This is a genomic window from Pseudomonas sp. B2021, assembly GCF_018135665.1.
GTDB classification, from domain to species: domain Bacteria; phylum Pseudomonadota; class Gammaproteobacteria; order Pseudomonadales; family Pseudomonadaceae; genus Aquipseudomonas; species Aquipseudomonas lactis.
In genome coordinates this window covers 510,026-527,330 of the sequence record NZ_SMOF01000001.1, presented here as the reverse complement: position 1 = coordinate 527,330, position 17,305 = coordinate 510,026, and the positions used below count along the sequence as shown (strand labels likewise).

Sequence of the window (17,305 nt, the reverse complement as noted above, 5' to 3'; positions counted from 1 at the left end):
ATGGCCAGTCGCGTCCTGGCCATCCGCAAGCTGACACCGCCGTACGATCTAGAGCAGCTAGCCTCTACCTATGGGGAGCTTGAGTACCTTGAACTGCCGTTCGGCGTGGACGGAATCACCATTGGCATTGGTGCTGCTACCAAGCCTCGCATCCTGATCAACTCGAGTGCTCCTGCTACCCGTCGAAAATTTACACTGGCCCATGAAATCGGGCACGTAGTTATCCCATGGCATACAGGCACAATCGTCTCCCACTTGGAGAACCGCGAAGTTGATGCTGCCTACAACCAAATGGAGACCGAAGCCAATCGCTTCGCCGCAGAGCTGTTGATGCCATCTGAATGGCTGCGTGAAACATTCAAAGCCGCCTCCAGTGTGGAGCAGTACTTGCGCTCAGTCCTTACCCTCGCCGGGGCATCCAAAGAAGCAACATTCAATAAAATATTGCGCCCGCTTATTCAGCCAGTGATTTGCGTGCAAGTGGACAGCGCATCCAGAGTTCTCAGCAGTCGAAGATCCCAAACGGCACCGTATCCTCCAGAACGAAATGCCGAAGTCGGCAGCGAAACCTTTCAGACAGACTGCCGTTTCGAAAGCTTTGAAATAGACGGCCAGTTTTACATGACCTGGACCTTCATCGGCCGCGACATACGGGAAGTAGACACAAGGCCGTGGCGGGAAGTCTTCACCCACATCCTGAATGACACTGGCATGCAGGGATATTTGCAGAATATGAACGGCATTCTCGCTGCTGCTTATGGCAAAAACAAAGCGCTCGACGAGGCAGAAATCTGCGGAGCCGTCATCCGAGCATTCAAAAAATATGAAATGTACGATGTGGTCACCAAGCACCATTTGTTTGAACAGTTTGTGATCAAACGGGTGAGGGAACTGAAGCTGCGGGGTTGAGTGATCAGATAGGTTTGGGAAAGATCAGGGGAAGCGCTGTCGTTGACAGCAAGCCAGGTAGGTACGCCGAACAGGTCTCGCCCGACGGCAGCAGCAACCTGCTGGCACCGAACGAAATCTACCTCGTCTTCCAAAGGCAGATCGTCCGATCCGCCCGAGATATCCTCCATACGCACAACCTCAAAGGCTTCCACGAACTGCGTGCGGCTTATGCGTGCGAACGCTATGAGCAGATCACCCAACCACCACATGAACTCAAACTCGAAATCGACGCGCTACTACTACCTGCTGACCACAAGCCTGATCACTCTGCGCCTAGGAAAATCCTGGAATTTTCAACGTTAGCCGAATGCCAGCAACTGCGCGCTCTGTATCCCTAACTGGCAGATTGATCCAGCCAACAATTTGATTGGGATTAGGGCGGACCTCTTGAGCCCCTGAACCTAACCTCTGTTGTTTGATAACCTCTATGTTTTACTGATGGACCGAGGGTTGTAGCTCTAGGCTACAGGCTTCACCTGAGACGTAGAGGCTGAAGGCGGTGATAGACACTAGTCTGGTGGCGAAGCTAAAGGCTGAGAATGCAAGATTGGTAGCCTTGCTGGATGCTCATGGCATCGAATGGCGCCCGCCTGCTGAGCCAGTCAAGATAGCGATTGTCCAAGCAGAACAATCACAGCAACTCGATACTGATGGAAAGCTTGCCCTATTCCGAAGCTTGTTTCGTGGTAGGACGGACGTTTATCCCATCCGCTGGGAAAGCAAGGCAGGCAAATCAGGATACGCACCCGCTTGCGCAAACGAATGGAGGCCTGGCGTTTGTGAGAAGCCCCGAATTAAATGTGGCGACTGCGGTAACCGCCAGCTGCTTCCGCTGACCGATGAGGTGGTCTATCGCCATCTGGCGGGCGAAGTGGTCGTTGGTATCTACCCCCTACTCTTTGATGACACTTGTTATTTTTTGGCGGTCGACTTCGATGAGGCCGAATGGCGTGATGATTCCAAGGCTTTTGCGCAGTCATGTCATGAGCTGAACGTGCCGATGGCGCTGGAAATATCGCGCTCAGGCCAAGGAGCTCATGCCTGGGTTTTCTTTGAGCGTAATGTTCCTGCCTGCGATGCGCGCCGCCTCGGTGCCGCAATCATCAGTCATGCCTGTGAGCGCACCCGGCAGTTGGCGCTCAGCTCCTATGATCGACTGTTTCCAAACCAGGACTATATGCCCAAAGGCGGCTTTGGAAATCTCATCGCGCTCCCTTTACAAAAGCGGGCTAGGGCCCAAAACAATAGCGTTTTTGTAGACGATTCGCTTGAGCCTCATCCTGATCAATGGGCCTTCCTGGCATCGATTCAGCGCATGAGTCCAGAAGATATCCAGCCCGTTATTATCCAGGCGATGGGTAATCTGGACCCTTTAGGGGTCGCCTATGTCGATGACGAAGGTGATGCAGAACCTTGGAAAAATCGTGAATCGAGATCACGTAAATTGACATGCCCGTTGCCTGCTGCTGTCAACATCACGCAGGCTAACTTAATTTACTTTGAAAAGTCGGAATTGCCACAGCCATTGGCAAACCAGCTTGTCCGGCTCGCTGCCTTTCAAAATCCTGAGTTCTACAAAGCTCAGGCAATGCGCATGTCAGTGTGGAACAAGCCAAGGATTATCGGTTGTGCCCAGAACTTCCCCAAACATATTGCGTTACCACGTGGCTGTTTGGATGCTGCGCTGGAGCTTTTAGAGGAAAACGGGGTTACCCCTATTCTTAAAGACGAACGCTTCGCGGGCGACCCCATCGACGTGAGCTTTCTCGGGACCCTGCGTTCTGACCAAGAAGCTGCTATCAGCGCAATGCTAAGTCATGACACCGGTATCCTCTGCGCACCGACAGCTTTCGGTAAAACGGTGAGTGCCGCTGCGTTGATTGCCGCACGTGGCATTAACACGTTGGTGCTTGTGCATCGGACGGAACTGTTAAGGCAGTGGCAAGAGCGCTTGCAGGCGTTCTTGGGAGTCGGGAATGGTGTCGTTGGTACTCTTGGGGGCGGAAAAGCGAAGCTTACAGGCATCATCGACATTGCCGTCATGCAGTCGCTATCGCGAAAAGGCGAGATCAGCGATCAGGTAAAAAACTACGGCCAGATCATCGTTGATGAGTGTCATCACCTATCAGCAGTGTCATTCGAGGCACTACTAAGGAGCGCGACCGCACGGTACGTATTGGGACTCACAGCAACCCCAGTGCGCCGAGATGGACAGCAGCCCATTATTTTTATGCAATGCGGACCGATCCGACATTCTGCTGCTCGACCAGCGAGTGCGCCCCATGACCTCTCTGTCGTGCCTCGATTGCTGCCCAAACCAATAGTGGTCCCCGACAGCTTTGGGATTCAGGACGTTTTTCGGCGTCTAGCCGACGACTCTGAGCGGACAGCCAAAATCGTCTCGGAGATTGAGCTGGCGTACAACGAGGGTAGAAAAATTCTAGTGCTAACGGAGCGGACGGAACATGTAGATGCCCTTGAATTAGAATTGAAGCAGCGCGTGCATAACCTTTTCACGCTTCATGGGCGAGTGCCTAAGAAACAGCGAATTTCCCGTATGCATGAGCTTGAGTCCCTTCCCCCTGATGCTCCACGAGTGCTTTTGGCAACAGGAAAACTAGTAGGTGAAGGCTTCGATCATCCGCCGTTGGACACGCTGGTGCTGGCAATGCCCATCTCATGGAAGGGAATCCTTCAGCAATATGCGGGGCGGTTGCATCGATCACATGCCGATAAGGCCGACGTGCGAGTGATCGACTTCGTTGACGAGGGTAATGTCGCGCTGATGAGGATGTGGGATAAGCGCCAGGCGGGTTACAAAGCGATGGGCTACCGCATGGCTGACTCCATGGCCACCATGGACCTACCCTAACTCTACCGTGGTTAACAGTTGACGCATCAACGGCCCAACTCTGATAGACGAATGACCGGCCGCTGTGGGGGCAACTCCGGCCCTTCGCCGTTAGTCACGTCAAGCAAGAAGAGGACCCTGAGGTAGTTTTAGAGGTAGAATCGCACAGGCCTTCGAGTATTAATTAGCTAATTCAATAACTTATAAAATCGTTCGATTCCTGGTGCCACCATATCTAGAAGCCCCGCAATGCGGGGCTTTGTGGTTTCTGCGGTTTGGAAATTAAGCACTACACTTCAGCGCACCCCGATGACGCGGTAACCTCCTATCGCCGCTCCACATCTGCCAATTGCATCGCCCTCTCCCTACCAAAAAAACACAACGCGAGTCACCAAAATATCGGACAGTTTTGTCCTTTGTGATCTGACATTTGCGACGCACATAGACCCTGCGCAAACACATAACATCGATGCGATTCAGTTTCCACATTGGATCCAATAGGACTTATCCAGCATTGAGCCTGCCTGGATAATTACTACGCCGTCGGTTGTGCCCGACATTTTTTACCGTTGCTATTGATATAAGGAAATATTAAATGAATATAGCATCCAGGAATAGAATCGCGTCGAATGCAGAGCCAGCTATATCCTGTCAAACAGCACATTTAAACTGGGAAGACCTCCGTTACTTCGTGGCGTTCTCCCAAGTGAACTCCTTGAGTGGAGCGGCGCGTGTCTTGGGCGTCGAGCATGCTACTGTGTCTCGACGTATCGCGGCGCTTGAAAAATCACTCAGTGTAAAATTAGTTGATCGTAGAAAGCGCCTGTACGAACTTACAACGGTCGGGCGCAAACTCGCAGACCTGGGAAAACAGATCGAGACTCAAACGGAGGCGATTGAACGTCTGGCTGTCGCAGCCGCGCAAACCCAGCAAGTTGTCGAGGTGACGGTCAGCGCCCCGCCTTCCGTTACCTCCGAGAAACTGATCCCCAACCTAGGACGTTTCCGGTCAACGCATCCGAACATAGTTTTGCGTCTTCTAGGCGATAGCCAGTATTCGTCTCTGTCCAAGTGCCAGACACATCTGTGCATTCGCTTCGCCAAGCCTCGCCAAATTGGCATTGTCGCGCGGCGGATAGGTTCGGCCTCCTTTTCATTCTATGGCGCCAAGACCTATCTCCAAGACCGCTCCCCCGAGCAATATGAGTTCATCGGCTACGAAGCCGAAGCCATGACACTTCCTCAAAATGACTGGCTAAAAAAAATTGTCGGGGATCGTCCATGCGTCCTCAAAGCGAAAACGGTCGAGCTGCAGGTCCGGGCAGCCGAGGCCGGCGTGGGCATTGCGCTGCTGCCCAGCTTCGCAGTGCAACATAGCTCACAGCTTTGCCGGCTTGAGCTTGCAGACCCGTTGATGGTGGACGTCTGGCTAGGCGTGCACGAAGACTTCCGTGCGATCCCCTCAATCCAGGCCGCCATGAATTACGTTGAGGCCTGCTTCTACGACAATGATTAAAGGCAACAAGCTGATCAAGCGCCCTGTGTCAGTCGGCGTTGATCCAGTATGGGAAAAAATTCACAGGCACCGGTGATTAACGCACGTTTACAAAACTACACGTATTGACGAGGATCAATACCGAACACCTCAACAGGTGCTTGCAAGACCGAACTGCAATGAGTTTCGGCTGGCTCTATATACCCAACGAAGGTCACCCCCTACAAAAAAAATAAAGGGGGGATTAACTATCTTCGGTCAAATGTGTGCCCACCTCTTAACTGCCATCAACCGCAGGAGAAATTATCATGGGGAAAGTAAAAGTTGTGGACGTCACGCTGCGTGACGGAGGATATCGCAATAATTTCAACTTCACGGACGAACAGGCCCTGGTAATAACATCAAGCTTGGCAGAGGCCGGGATTAATGTATGTGAGGTTGGTTATTGCAGGGGGTCGTTCGCGCCCAAAGTTGAGCATGGACTGACGAGCAATATAAATGCTGATTTTATTGAGCGCGTTCGCCAGGCTGGCGGTGGCCGAATCGAGCTTGCGGTGATGGTCCACCCTAAAAACGTGGGTAACGAGGATTTCGCCATGCTCAAGGAGCAGGGCGTCTCGATGATCCGAGTTTGCTTACGCCGAGAGCAGTTGACCGAAGGGCTTGCCACTCTTTCACTCGCTCGCGATTACGGTTTCAGCGTTAGTGCCAATGTCACCCATGTGACGGCACAAACGCTCAGTGCCGTCATTGACACCTCGGTGCGCGCTGAGGGCGCTGGCGCAGACATCATCTGTTTCGCAGACTCTAATGGGCACATGCTCCCAAGCGATGTTGATCGACTGATCAGTCGTCTCTCCAACCGACTGGCAGTGCCATTGGGTTTCCACGCCCATAACAATCTTTCAATGGCTCTGGCTAACGCAGCCGCTGCCATCGAATCGGGCGCCGAGTACATCGACACGTCCATATGCGGGATGGGGAAAGGGGCCGGCAACTTGCACTTGAGCATGCTCGTCGCCTATCTCGAGCGCATTGGCACTAATCATGGATTTGACCTCGTCAAGGTTCTTGAACTTTCGAACCTGACCGCGGCGTCTATCCCATTCAACAACATCCCAAGCCCTCTGCTGGACATCATTATGGGGGCGTATAACTTCCCGTTCGACAGTACAAAACGCATGCGAGAAACCGTCGAGCGCTTTCAACTGACGTCCGAGTATCGTGCTCTTGAAATCATGCATCAACAGGATCAGGTCGCACGCCTTGCACCCAGAGCCATCGCGAATGTTTACGGTCGCGACACCATGACCGCACAGGAGATAGCTGGATGAGCGACTACCTGACACGCAAGCGTATTTGTGTGCTTCCCGGTGACGGTATTGGCATCGAAGTCATGGAGGCCGCACTGCCAGTCCTTAAGGCCTTGAACCTGCCGTTCGATCTCGAGTTCGGGGACATCGGTTGGGAATGCTGGAAGCGGGAGGGCAATACCGTTCCGGATGAAACCTGGGAAAAGATCAATCAGTGCGACGCCACCTTGTTAGGCGCCATCACTAGCAAACCCCTTGCCGAAACAGAAGCAGAGCTGCCCCCTCATCTTCAGGGGCAGAACCGCCGCTATGTAAGCCCGGTGATCCAGCTAAGGCAAAACCTGGATCTTTACGCAAACGTGCGGCCGGTCACTGACATCACGGGCGAAAATCGATTCCGTTTTGTCGTCATCCGGGAAAACACTGAAGGGCTGTACGCCGGTCTGGATTATGGACGGATACCTGATCAATTCCTGCCCTTGCTGCAAGAGCGGGAAGCATTGGGCGCGCCATGGCGTCGTGAAGGGCAGGAGGACGCGACCATTTCCGTGCGCCTACAAACGCGCAGCGGGCTTGAGCGCATCTTCGAATACGCATTTGACTATGCGTCCCGGCATGGATTCGACCGGGTCACCTTCGTAGACAAACCCATGGTACTTCGTCACAGCAGCGCTTTCACTCGAGGTGTATTTGAAAGTGTCGCCAAGGGATACCCCGGCATTGAGGGCGTAATCGAGAACGTGGACGCAGTAGCGCTTTGGATGGTGCAACGCCCGGAGCGTTTCTCCGTTGTAGTGGCTGAGAATATGTTCGGCGATATCCTTTCTGATCTCGGCGCAGGCGTCATGGGTGGCCTGGGTTTCGCCCCGAGTGGGAACTTCGGAAAGCTGGGCGCATATTTCGAGCCGGTCCACGGCAGCGCTCCGGCCCATGCAGGGCTCAACAAAGCCAATCCCAGCGCGATGTTCATGACCATCGCTCTGATGCTCGAGCATCTGGGTTATCCGCAGGAAGCACAATACGTGACGGCGGCGGTCAGCCGGGTGGCGCGTTCAAGCGTGCGCACCTATGACATGGGGGGGTCGCACTCCACCGCGCAGGTTGGCGAAGCCATTATTGGAGAATGCGTTTCCATGGCCGCGCTGAACTGGGCCCAACCTTGCGTTCCAACCTCACCCCTGGGAGCAACACATGCCCAAGCTCTTTGAATCGGTCCAACTCTCTCAAGCATTGCTGGACGAATGCGAACAATTGGATACCGCGTCACTGTCCGATGCCCTGGACAGCCTTGGCGTTTCTGGCGGCCTTCTGGGCATCACCACCCAAGTTCCTGGTAGTCGCTGCGTGGGCATTGCTTTTACCGTGCAGTATGAGCCGGTCGGAGATTCTCATGGGTTCAAAAATGCGGCCAATTATATTGATCAGGTCCCGCCTGGAGCCGTGATCGTCAGCTCCAATGCGGGGCGCCAAGACTGCACGGTATGGGGCGATATCATGACGCACTTCGCCGTGGCCAGAGGCATAAAAGGCACTGTAATTGATGGAGTGGCCAGGGACATCGATACCGTCGTCAAGCTGGGGTATCCCCTGTTCAGCCGCGGACGGTTCATGCAGTCCGCAAAAAACCGGACTCAGCTCAAAGCGGTGCAGGTCTCGCTTGAGATCGGTGGCGTCACCGTCAATCCTGGAGACCTGCTGGTCTGCGATGGCAGCGGCTGCCTTGTCATTGCGCAGCATATAGCGGCCGAAGTTATTCGCCGTGCGCGTGCCGTAGAACACACCGAACGCCAGATTATCGGAGCGATAACCGCGGGGGCGTCATTAGAGGAGGCTCGCAAGACCTACCGCTACGACCAGCCTTGGTTGGGTGCTGCTCAGAAGGTAGAAGCGGAGTTATCCCAATGAGCCTTTCGCATGAGCTATCCGCCAGCGCCAGGGTCTTGAGCGCGCCGTTGAAACCGCACTGCTTCACAGACAAGGGTTCAGTCACTCAAGAGTTCAAGAAAGCGATGCGTCGCCTGACCTCCACGGTCACTCTTATTGCGACTGAACATGAGGGCGCACCTTTTGGGATGGCTGCAACCGCCGTAACGTCGGTGTGTACAGACCCTTCCTCCATCCTTGTCTGCATTAATCACGGGGCAAGCATGTACAGGCCTCTGATTGGTCATGGAAGGTTTTCGGTGAACTTGCTTCGGGTTGGCCAAGAGGACTTGGTGAAGGTTTTTGGTGGCGCAGTCACCGGCCCTGCCCGGTTCGAGACAGCCGACTGGCAACACTCCAACGGCCTACCGTATCTGCCCAGTGCCCAGGCTTCTCTTTTCTGCACCGTTGCCCAACGCATGAGCCATGGAACCCACGAAATAATCATCGGTCACGTCGACGACCTTGTCGTGGCGCAAGACATCACTCCACTGCTCTGGCAGGACGGGAAACCCACAGGTTCCATACCTGTAATGCCTTGAACACGCGTTTTTCACTATTGGAAGATAATCATGAAAATGGAATTGTTTGATCCTCAATCTGTTTCCGATGACACCGCGATTTATCTCGTGAATGTGGTGCATGTTGAAGAAGGCGCGCAGGACCTCGCGGTGGAAATACTGGAGGACACGGTCAACTATGTTGCGCGAACGTACAGTGCCTTTCAGTGGAGCCGTTTGATGAAGAGCACAGACGGCAAGACGGTCATCAACCAGGCTCAGTGGAGCGATCGTGGGCAGTTCGAATCGCTTTTCATCGACGAAGAGTTTTTATCACGTTATTCGCGCTTGAAAGAAACCGGTACCTGGGAATATCACTTGTACACCGTCGCCACCTACATCACCCCTGCCACCGCCCGCGAAACTGTCGGCTAACTGCAATCGCATGCGCAGCGCTTGGCGCTGCGCAATACCCAAGCCTATTCAATATTCGATCAAGGAAGAAGTTATGGCCGCAATCCGTTCAGCATTGACAACCTTCTTGGGCATCCAGCACCCACTGGTCCTCGCACCGATGGGAGGTGCATCAGGAGGACACCTGGCAGCCGCCGTTTCAAACGCAGGGGGGCTAGGCCTGGTGGGAGCAAGCTACGGAGATCCTGACTGGATGGTTCAACAGTTGTCGCTCATGCAGGATTTGAACAAGCCCTGGGGCGTCGGGCTGGTCATGTTCACGGTGGCGAAACGTTTCGAGCTACTGCATTTGGCACTGGAGTTCGGCCCGCAGGTTGTAGCGCTGTCCTTTGGTGACGCTCGTCCATTTATCGAGCCCATTCATCAAGCGAACGCCAAAGTCATCGTGCAAGTACATGACGTTGACCAGGCGTTATACGCTCTCGACGCCGGTGCCGATGCATTGATCGTGCAGGGTGCAGAAGCTGGGGGGCACAGCTTGCGCAGATCCTCCATGCCTTTGTTCCCGGCAGTTCGCGATGCCGTGGGCGAGAGCGTAATCCTGATCGGAACAGGTGGGATAGCTGATGGCCGAGGAATGGCCGCCGCCATGGCACTCGGAATGGACGGGGTAATGATGGGAACGCGATTCCTGGCCTGCGACGAAGCGCTTCCCTCTGAGCGTGTGAAAAACAGGCTGCTCCACGCCGTCGCAAGCGACACCGTCAGAACTCGCATCTTTGATGATGTGCGCGGAATATCTTGGCCCGCAGAGTACAGCGGTCGGGCGATCGCGAACCAGTTTTCCGAGTCGTGGGTTGGTAACGAGCAGGCGTTCTCGCTGGCCCTTGATGAGTTGCGGCCCCAGTACGAACGGGCACTGGCAACAGACGACGTAGGGACTAAAGCGATCTGGGCAGGCGAGGTGGCCGATCTGATCAAGGACGTACAGCCGGCGCGCTCGATAGTCGAGGCCACCCTCAAGGGCTATGCCGATACTGTCGCCAAGCTGGGACGCACCCTCTAAACGGACTCACGGGGCACAACCGGCCTGCTTGTAAAAGTAGGCTTTGTTATTTCTGCAGGAGCGAAACAATGAACCAGGACGTGCAATTCAAAGTGTATGGGCAAGGAAAACAGTGCGTTTTTGTACTTTCCCCCGTCATGCCCACATGGGACGAGGGCGCCTTTATCGCGCCGCTGACAGGTCATTTTCTCAGCGCAGGCTATCGGGTGGTGGTGTTTGATTCGCTCTCGATACCCGTTGCCTGCGATGAGACGCTGAACACTTTCAGTGAGCGTTGGGCTGAGTTGCTGCAACCCTGGGGCATACCCGACGTGCTTGTCGGTGTCGCCTTGGGCGGCGCGCTGGCGCTGGAACTGGTGCGTACCTCCTCGCTTGCGTCAACGGCGGCTCTGTTGCTGCTCTCTTCCCCAGCCAAAGCCGACGCTATATTGGATGCCAGGCTTGGAAGAATGGCGGAACTTGCACAGCTTGGCCACGTTGAAGAGGCCAAGCGTCTGCTGGATGCACTCGTCCTACCCGAAGGCAAACACCCCCAGCAAAGTCCAGAAACCCAAAACAGTGTTCATCTTGAAATACAGGGGCAGCGCCTCTCAGGTGGTTTTGGGTTGTTAGCCGGTATCGATCTCAGTCACAGTCTACTGGCATACCAAGGAAGGGTTCTGAGCGTTTTTGGCGAGCGCTCCCAACTTGTCAACCAACCGCACGTGGTACGCACCTCTGGACCCCACCAACGCACACTGTGCATAAGAGCGGGAGGCATGCGGCCGTTGGCTGACGATCTCGATTCGGTTGTGAACGCTATCGACACTTTTCTTATACCTCGCTCGGAACACGCGGCATGAACGCGCTCAAAGACACCAGCCATTCCCTGAACTTTATCGACCTGCACTACCACGCGAACCCGGACGCGTTCGTTCGCCGCCATGGCGCAATAGATGCCGGAAAACTGTACGCAGCGGCCAACGGCCGGGTGGTATTGAAAAACCACTTGGGCTGCACTGCCGCGCAGGCCTGGGAAGCGCGCTCACAGGGTTTCCCTGTCAGTGGTTCCTTGGTTTTGAATGAGATTGCAGGCGGTGTGGACTTCAGGGTGGTGGAGCGTAGCCTGTGCATGCGCGGCGACGAACCGGGACGCTTCATTGTGCACTTCCCGACGGTGACAGGACGAAAGCACACCAGTACCCTCGCGCGAAATGTCAGCCATCCATTGTTGGTAAGTAAACCCATCAAGCCTCTGCGCGTCACAACAGACGCCGGGCGCTTGACGCCCCAGGCCCTGGACATACTCAAGATGGCGTGTGATTACCCCCTGGTCATTTCTACCGGCCACGCTGACGCTCGCGAGGTACGTGCTCTGGTAGATGAATCGGTTCGATTGGGCGTGCCGCGCCTGATGCTCAACCAGCCGGCCAATCCATTGACTGATTTGAAGGCTGCCGAGCTTTTGGAGATCGCCACGGCTCCTAACGTATTCATTGAGCAGACCGCCCTCACCTATCTTTTAGGCTATCAACAAGAAGACGACTTTCGCGAGGTGCTATCGACCGTCCCCAATGTTGTCTACAGCTCAGATTTGGGCCAAACGAGCCAGATGGACGTCAACGACTGGCTCGAACAAAGCCAGCGGTGGTTTGACACGTTTGAGCTGGATAACGCTCGCCGCGTGCAAGTGACCCTTGCCAATCCGCAGAAAATGTTGGAGCTCTAAAGGGGAGTTGGGCCCCCAGGTGCATTCGCCTGGGGGCCAGCGATCACACCATTTCCACAGCTTCGCGCGCCTCGTTGAGCACGGGCGATGCATCACTGAGGAACGGCTCGCGCAAACCTGCCGCTTCCATGAGCGGTTGAACGCCCGCTACGAAGTCCTTGATGCCTTGGTGGTAGTCCAACCAGGTGAGAGCGATGCCATCAATGCCCCAGTCTGAATATTTCTTGAAGAGCTCTACAATCTGTTCTGGCGTGCCCACTAACGGTACGCCGGCAAAACCGGCCTTGAAGTGGAAACGGAACCGAACCGCATCCTCGGGAGTGAAAATCCCGGTCTGAATGCCCAACTCGGTCGTGATGATGTCACATCCTTCATCGTCGCCCATTTGGTTGGCGTAATAATCCAGGTACGCCTCAGCTTCTTCCTGAGTGTCTTTTTGAACAACGTAGCCATAGCACCAGATCTTGAGGTCTCTGCCGAACTCATTTTTGGCCAGATCCTTGTAGGACGCGATCTGTTCACGCACCGCCGCTTCGCCATCCAAATGCTTGATGATCAAGAACGCCGCATCACAATGTTCTGCACAAAACCTTTTTCCACGTGGGGAGCCGCCAGCGTTGATAAGGTAAGGCTTGTTGAGTGGCTGTGGCTGAGAGATCGCGTCGCAGATCGTGAAGTACTCACCTTTGAAATCAAAAGGCGTCTGCTGCTGCCAGGCGTTCTGCGCGATGTGCAACCATTCCTCAGCGTAGTCATATCGCTTGTCGTGTTCCATCATGTGACCGCTGAACATCCTCATCTCAGCGCCGTACCAGCCACACAAAATATTCAGGCCAAATCGTCCGCCGCTGATGTGGTCAATCGTAACCGCCTGTTTGGCGGCAAACAGAGGGTGCACAGTGGGTAAGTGCGAGGTGGTGAACACTGCGATCTGATCGGTCAATGCGGCAATGCCCGCCGCCCAAGTGTAAGTTTCGTAACACACGCCACCGGTGTTGTTGGCACCACCAAATCCTTTCCAACGGCCTACCGGAATGAACGCTTCAAACCCTGCCCGGTCCGCGTCTTTTGCAATTTCCAGATTGCCCGCCCAGTCATCCCCGCGAATCCGCTCGGGCGCATTCGTCACCGTACAGCCGCCCTCGGTGTTCGTAGAAAATACCCCTAGTTGCATCTTGTTACGACTGACACGCATTGGATTAGGTTTTACAGGGGTGGACTTTGTCGTGCGCATGATGACCTCCCAGGTCGTCAGTAGTGGTGAACTTCTTGCTTATTTCTCGCAACAAACCAGGCGGCGAGCAGGGCACAGCTAGCGAGCAGACCCGCCAGCGTATAAGCGCCGAAGGCCAAGTCAGTTCGATCGATCAGGAAACCTGTTGCTACAGGCAGCAGACCTGCAGGGACATAGCCCCCCATATTGAGCAATGCGTTAGCCTGCGCTCGCTTGTTGTCCGATATCCTTAACGCGATTAACGTCAATCCTCCCAACTGCCCCAGCCCCTGACCCGCACCCGCTAGCAAGGCGGCGATAATCAGGACGACGGGAGAGGAAATTGCTATCGCAGTGCAGATACCCAGCATCGAGAAGAAGGTCGCAGTGGCACTGAAATAGAAGATATGTTCCACAGTGCGTCGGCGCAGCGCCATCTGGACGACGAAAGCCGAGATGAACATTAGAAACGCAGTGGCTCCTGCCATCAGCGGCGTCTTGATGTTAAGCAGACTTGCCAATAGCGATGGCCCTAACGACAAGACAAATGAGGTCGCTGTAATGCCAGGACCGAACAGCGCGATTCCTAACAGTATGTGAAGGCGATGATGTCGCTCGACCGAAGGGAACCTCCATTTCGCATGGCCTCGTGGCAGGGCCTTATTGGCTTCGTCTGGCATCGTCCAGGCGATCAGGAAAGCGAGTGCAAGTATCCCTAGCTCCAAGGTAAACACCTTTTCGATCGGCTGACTTGCAAACGTGGCAAAGCTGCCAGCCAGCAAGGGCCCGAGACCTGCTCCCAGCACCATTGACATCGAGGCCACTAGCGAAGATAACCTTCGCCGCGGTAGACCTCCTTGATCCACCACACTTGCCATCCCCGCCGAGACAATGATCCCTACGGCAATACCTGTAAGCAGCCTTGCGAACAGCAAACTCTCCACCGATTCGGCGGACTTGAATAACCATGCAGCCGACATCGCGCAGACCAGGCCCGGCAGGAGTACCACCCTGCGCCCGTAGCGGTCAGAGACTTGCCCGGCAACCAGCAAACTGAGCAATAGCCCCAGAATATAGGCCGCGAATATTAACGTGAGGGTCGAAGATGCAAACCCGAGTTGCCCCTGCCACACGACATAGAGCGGGGTCGCGGTATTGGACAGAATAAACACCGACACCACCATCCAACCTGCCAGCCACATACGTAGCGGACTGCGTGGGACAACCATGCTTTGATTCAACAAGTCCTGAGCTGACGGCGCGTTTTGTTCAGACAAGGTTTGCTCCCTGGGCTGGAAAATGCGGCAGCACATATTCTGCTAGCTCCTGTAAGACATCTTTGGCAGGGCGACGTAACGGCTTCAGGTTCAATGCGACATGTGAAACACCTTGCGCTTGTTGTCGCTCCCACAAATCAATAAGCGCATTGCGTCCGGTGCTTATGCCTCGCCCCACCTTCAACGGAGCGTCGGGATTTTCTTCCAGATTGAAGAATGTCGCATAACCATATGGCTTGAACGTTCCTGGCGCAGAACAAGACCTCCACTGCTCAATCAAATTGGGCAGGCTGCCAAAGTCACTCTGGTGCCAGAGCCATCCATCCATATTCGACGCCAACCACTTCATGTCTTGACCACAACGGCCAACGGCAAGCATCGGCATTGCCGTAGACCAGGGCTTTGGAAGCAAATCCAGGGTGCCGTCGAGCCTGCCATAGTGGCAAAACTCGTACGTGGGAAACGCCTGTTGGGTCGCTATACGCAGCACTTCGCAACCCTCCCTGAAACGCTCTGCACGATTGTCGAACTCCCGGCTGAACGCTGGGTATTCGCTGGGCCGATCACCCGTTGAGAGCCCGAGCAGAAAGCGCCCCTGCAGTAACACATCAAGGGTCGCGGCTTGCTTGGCAACCATCAAGGGATCGCGCAACGTCAACACCACGCCGGCAGTGCCGATGCAGATACGTTGAGTAACCACGCCTAAGTGAGCGGCGTACACCAGCGGATCGAACATCTGCCCCGCGTCCCCGAACTCCGGGTCCAGCAAGGGCACGTCGCGCAGCCATATCGCGGAGAAACCCGCGATGTCGGCTTGGCGCGCCAGATCGACATGATCCTGCATGGTGGGTGCCATGCGATCGGGATACCCTTCCAGCGGCGCGATCAGCCCAAACGTAAGATGGCCAGGCGCAAACACACGTGAAAACGCAGGGTGAGTTCGATTGGAATCGTCGCTCGTTTGCATCTGGCCAATCATTCGCCGTCACCCACGATCACCGGGCGGACTGCTTCCGCCGGTTGATGATCATGCGCGCTGACTCGACCCAGTGTTGCGTACACAGCAATGGCCGTCAGCACGCTACCAGCCCCAAGGATGAACAGCAGGTGCCGAAACCCTTTCGCATACTCGAGGCGCAACAGCTCCGACTGCCCTGGCAGCTGATTACCTGCGCTGTGCAGATCGCCGAGCGCTGCCCGGCTGGAGGCTCCCATAATCTGATCCACAGCAAAATGGGTAGCGGCGTCGAACAGCCCCCATTGAATAAACGTCGCCAGCAACGCACCAGCGATGGCGATCGCTATTCCGTCGGCGGACACACGAACAGCGTTGAAAATGCCAGTCGCCATTCCCGCACGTTCTTTCTCCACCACGCTGACGGCCATCCCATCCATCAACCCCCAAGGCAGGCCAATGCCGATACCGATCAGCGCCATGGGCATCACTGCATTGCTGGCGCCGCTATCCAGCACAACACCCAGCCAGAACAGCCCGGCAGCCACCAACACCAGCCCGACTGCCGAGAGCATCCCTGAGGTGTAGTGACGCGCGAGCTGGGCCGCTAGAAACGGTACAAACAACAACGGTGCAGCCAACGCAATCATCATTTTTCCGGTTTGCAGGGCACTGAGTCCATCGACCCCGATAAATCGTGCCGGCAGCATGATAATGAGCACGACAAAAAAGAACGCCGGGCTGGCTGCAAGAATCTGCACGCCTACGAATTTGGCTTGTTTGAACAATGAAAGGTCGAGCATCGGGCTACTGACACGACGCTCAATCGCCACGAAGATCATGAACAGAATGATCGCGCCAGCGACACAGCCCAACACGATGGGACTGGCCCAACCATCCTCTGGCGCGAGAAGGACGCCATAGGTAAACAACGTCAATGCGGCCGTAAAGCTCAGAGCTCCCGGCCAATCCATACCGTTGTTAGCCGGATCTTTAGAGTCCGTCGCACTCACGCACACGAGCACGAAGCCCGCGATGCCTATCAATGCAGTAGCATGGAACGTCCACTTCCAACCTGCCGAATCGACTAATACTCCCGCGGCCAGCGGGCCGAAGGCTAGCCCAATGCCGAACGTCGTACCGAGCAGACTGAATACTTTGGTGCGCTCTGCGCCGTGGAACACCTGGGCCAATGACGACATGGCGCCAGCGAACGCCGCTGCTCCGCCCAACCCCTGCACAAGGCGCAGGATGTCGATCTGCAAAACAGTCGAAGAAAAGGGAATAGCGACGGTAGACAACACGAAGATGACCAGGCCAATCAGCCATACCCGCTTGCGTCCATAGATATCCGTCAGGCTCCCCGCCGCCATCATGGCGCTGCCATAAGTAAGGATATAAGCGTTGACCACCCAACTGAGCTCTACAGCAGATCCACCCATGGCAGCACTGATGGAAGAGAGCACTACGGCTGGCCCGGTAAAGCAAAGCGGAATGAGTACGCCTGTGAGGCAAGCTGCGAAAAGCTGCAGCCACTTCAATAACGGGGGAGCCGTCTGAGCGCTGTGTGTTGAGTTCATCTGAATGGTTCCTTCATTGATATGCGCAGGTGTCGGTCCTTCGCGCACAGTTGTCTGCG

General features: G+C 55.3%; 15 protein-coding genes and 1 pseudogene. 12 read left to right on the top strand and 4 right to left on the bottom strand.

What is annotated here, in order from left to right:
* The 12 genes and pseudogenes from E1K68_RS02360 (at position 1) to E1K68_RS02305 (ending at position 12,221) form a co-directional block, all read left to right on the top strand.
* Complete coding sequence (locus tag E1K68_RS02360) at positions 1 to 909, top strand: ImmA/IrrE family metallo-endopeptidase (protein ID WP_003187750.1); 909 nt, start codon at positions 1 to 3, stop codon at positions 907 to 909.
* Between the two features lie 59 nt (positions 910 to 968).
* Positions 969 to 1,151 (top strand): annotated as a pseudogene (locus E1K68_RS02355) (integrase); the annotation flags it as partial.
* A 299-nt stretch (positions 1,152 to 1,450) separates the two neighbouring features.
* Positions 1,451 to 3,823: a DEAD/DEAH box helicase gene (locus tag E1K68_RS02350; RefSeq protein ID WP_212613741.1), complete on the top strand. Its 2,373-nt coding sequence runs from the start codon at positions 1,451 to 1,453 to the stop codon at positions 3,821 to 3,823.
* 574 nt (positions 3,824 to 4,397) lie between these two features.
* Positions 4,398 to 5,318 (top strand): LysR family transcriptional regulator, encoded by a 921-nt coding sequence (locus E1K68_RS02345; protein ID WP_087149706.1) that lies wholly within the window; start codon positions 4,398 to 4,400, stop codon positions 5,316 to 5,318.
* A gap of 287 nt (positions 5,319 to 5,605) precedes the next feature.
* A complete protein-coding gene (locus tag E1K68_RS02340; RefSeq protein WP_003187745.1) occupies positions 5,606 to 6,631 on the top strand; it encodes a nucleoid-structuring protein H-NS in 1,026 nt (341 codons plus the stop codon).
* Positions 6,628 to 7,818, top strand: a complete 1,191-nt coding sequence (locus E1K68_RS02335) for an isocitrate/isopropylmalate dehydrogenase family protein (RefSeq protein WP_120247838.1) — start codon at positions 6,628 to 6,630, stop codon at positions 7,816 to 7,818. Before E1K68_RS02340 ends, E1K68_RS02335 begins: the two co-directional genes overlap by 4 nt.
* Complete coding sequence (locus tag E1K68_RS02330; RefSeq protein WP_094774390.1) at positions 7,802 to 8,515, top strand: RraA family protein; 714 nt, start codon at positions 7,802 to 7,804, stop codon at positions 8,513 to 8,515. The genes E1K68_RS02335 and E1K68_RS02330 overlap by 17 nt, the downstream gene beginning before the upstream one ends.
* Before the next feature lie 104 nt (positions 8,516 to 8,619).
* On the top strand, positions 8,620 to 9,075 hold the full coding sequence (locus tag E1K68_RS02325; RefSeq protein WP_223816913.1) for a flavin reductase family protein: 456 nt from the start codon (positions 8,620 to 8,622) through the stop codon (positions 9,073 to 9,075).
* Positions 9,076 to 9,105: 30 nt separating this feature from the next.
* Positions 9,106 to 9,468, top strand: a complete 363-nt coding sequence (locus E1K68_RS02320) for a hypothetical protein (RefSeq protein WP_003187739.1) — start codon at positions 9,106 to 9,108, stop codon at positions 9,466 to 9,468.
* Positions 9,469 to 9,541: 73 nt separating this feature from the next.
* Complete coding sequence (locus tag E1K68_RS02315) at positions 9,542 to 10,513, top strand: nitronate monooxygenase (RefSeq protein WP_003187738.1); 972 nt, start codon at positions 9,542 to 9,544, stop codon at positions 10,511 to 10,513.
* Between the two features lie 68 nt (positions 10,514 to 10,581).
* Positions 10,582 to 11,355, top strand: a complete 774-nt coding sequence (locus E1K68_RS02310; protein ID WP_120247837.1) for a hypothetical protein — start codon at positions 10,582 to 10,584, stop codon at positions 11,353 to 11,355.
* Entirely contained in the window at positions 11,352 to 12,221 is an 870-nt protein-coding gene (locus E1K68_RS02305; protein WP_034134675.1) for a DUF6282 family protein, read from the top strand. Before E1K68_RS02310 ends, E1K68_RS02305 begins: the two co-directional genes overlap by 4 nt.
* Before the next feature lie 43 nt (positions 12,222 to 12,264).
* On the opposite strand, the gene E1K68_RS02300 is transcribed toward E1K68_RS02305, so the two are convergent.
* Genes E1K68_RS02300 through E1K68_RS02285 form a run of 4 tightly spaced genes read right to left on the bottom strand, consistent with a single transcriptional unit; the run spans position 12,265 to position 17,246 of the window.
* The gene (locus tag E1K68_RS02300) at positions 12,265 to 13,455 is read right to left on the bottom strand and encodes an LLM class flavin-dependent oxidoreductase (protein WP_003187734.1); all 1,191 of its coding nucleotides are present in this window, start codon (positions 13,453 to 13,455) and stop codon (positions 12,265 to 12,267) included.
* A gap of 17 nt (positions 13,456 to 13,472) precedes the next feature.
* The gene (locus E1K68_RS02295; RefSeq protein WP_240520833.1) at positions 13,473 to 14,711 is read right to left on the bottom strand and encodes an MFS transporter; all 1,239 of its coding nucleotides are present in this window, start codon (positions 14,709 to 14,711) and stop codon (positions 13,473 to 13,475) included.
* Positions 14,704 to 15,678, bottom strand: coding sequence for an LLM class oxidoreductase (locus E1K68_RS02290; RefSeq protein ID WP_236301286.1), 975 nt, complete (start codon positions 15,676 to 15,678; stop codon positions 14,704 to 14,706). The genes E1K68_RS02295 and E1K68_RS02290 overlap by 8 nt, the downstream gene beginning before the upstream one ends.
* Positions 15,679 to 15,686: 8 nt before the next feature.
* On the bottom strand, positions 15,687 to 17,246 hold the full coding sequence (locus E1K68_RS02285) for an MFS transporter (protein ID WP_034134673.1): 1,560 nt from the start codon (positions 17,244 to 17,246) through the stop codon (positions 15,687 to 15,689).
* Between the last annotated feature and the right edge of the window lie 59 nt (positions 17,247 to 17,305).

Excerpts from the sequence above, each read along its gene's own strand:
- E1K68_RS02360 (WP_003187750.1), top strand. The coding sequence starts at position 1 with ATGGCCAGTCGCGTCCTGGCCATCCGCAAGCTGACACCGCCGTACGAT.
- E1K68_RS02345 (WP_087149706.1), top strand. The coding sequence starts at position 4,398 with ATGAATATAGCATCCAGGAATAGAATCGCGTCGAATGCAGAGCCAGCT.
- E1K68_RS02340 (WP_003187745.1), top strand. The coding sequence starts at position 5,606 with ATGGGGAAAGTAAAAGTTGTGGACGTCACGCTGCGTGACGGAGGATAT.
- E1K68_RS02335 (WP_120247838.1), top strand. The coding sequence starts at position 6,628 with ATGAGCGACTACCTGACACGCAAGCGTATTTGTGTGCTTCCCGGTGAC.
- E1K68_RS02330 (WP_094774390.1), top strand. The coding sequence starts at position 7,802 with ATGCCCAAGCTCTTTGAATCGGTCCAACTCTCTCAAGCATTGCTGGAC.
- E1K68_RS02325 (WP_223816913.1), top strand. The coding sequence starts at position 8,620 with ATGCGTCGCCTGACCTCCACGGTCACTCTTATTGCGACTGAACATGAG.
- E1K68_RS02320 (WP_003187739.1), top strand. The coding sequence starts at position 9,106 with ATGAAAATGGAATTGTTTGATCCTCAATCTGTTTCCGATGACACCGCG.
- E1K68_RS02315 (WP_003187738.1), top strand. The coding sequence starts at position 9,542 with ATGGCCGCAATCCGTTCAGCATTGACAACCTTCTTGGGCATCCAGCAC.
- E1K68_RS02310 (WP_120247837.1), top strand. The coding sequence starts at position 10,582 with ATGAACCAGGACGTGCAATTCAAAGTGTATGGGCAAGGAAAACAGTGC.
- E1K68_RS02305 (WP_034134675.1), top strand. The coding sequence starts at position 11,352 with ATGAACGCGCTCAAAGACACCAGCCATTCCCTGAACTTTATCGACCTG.
- E1K68_RS02300 (WP_003187734.1), bottom strand. The coding sequence starts at position 13,455 with ATGCGCACGACAAAGTCCACCCCTGTAAAACCTAATCCAATGCGTGTC.
- E1K68_RS02290 (WP_236301286.1), bottom strand. The coding sequence starts at position 15,678 with ATGCAAACGAGCGACGATTCCAATCGAACTCACCCTGCGTTTTCACGT.
- E1K68_RS02285 (WP_034134673.1), bottom strand. The coding sequence starts at position 17,246 with ATGAACTCAACACACAGCGCTCAGACGGCTCCCCCGTTATTGAAGTGG.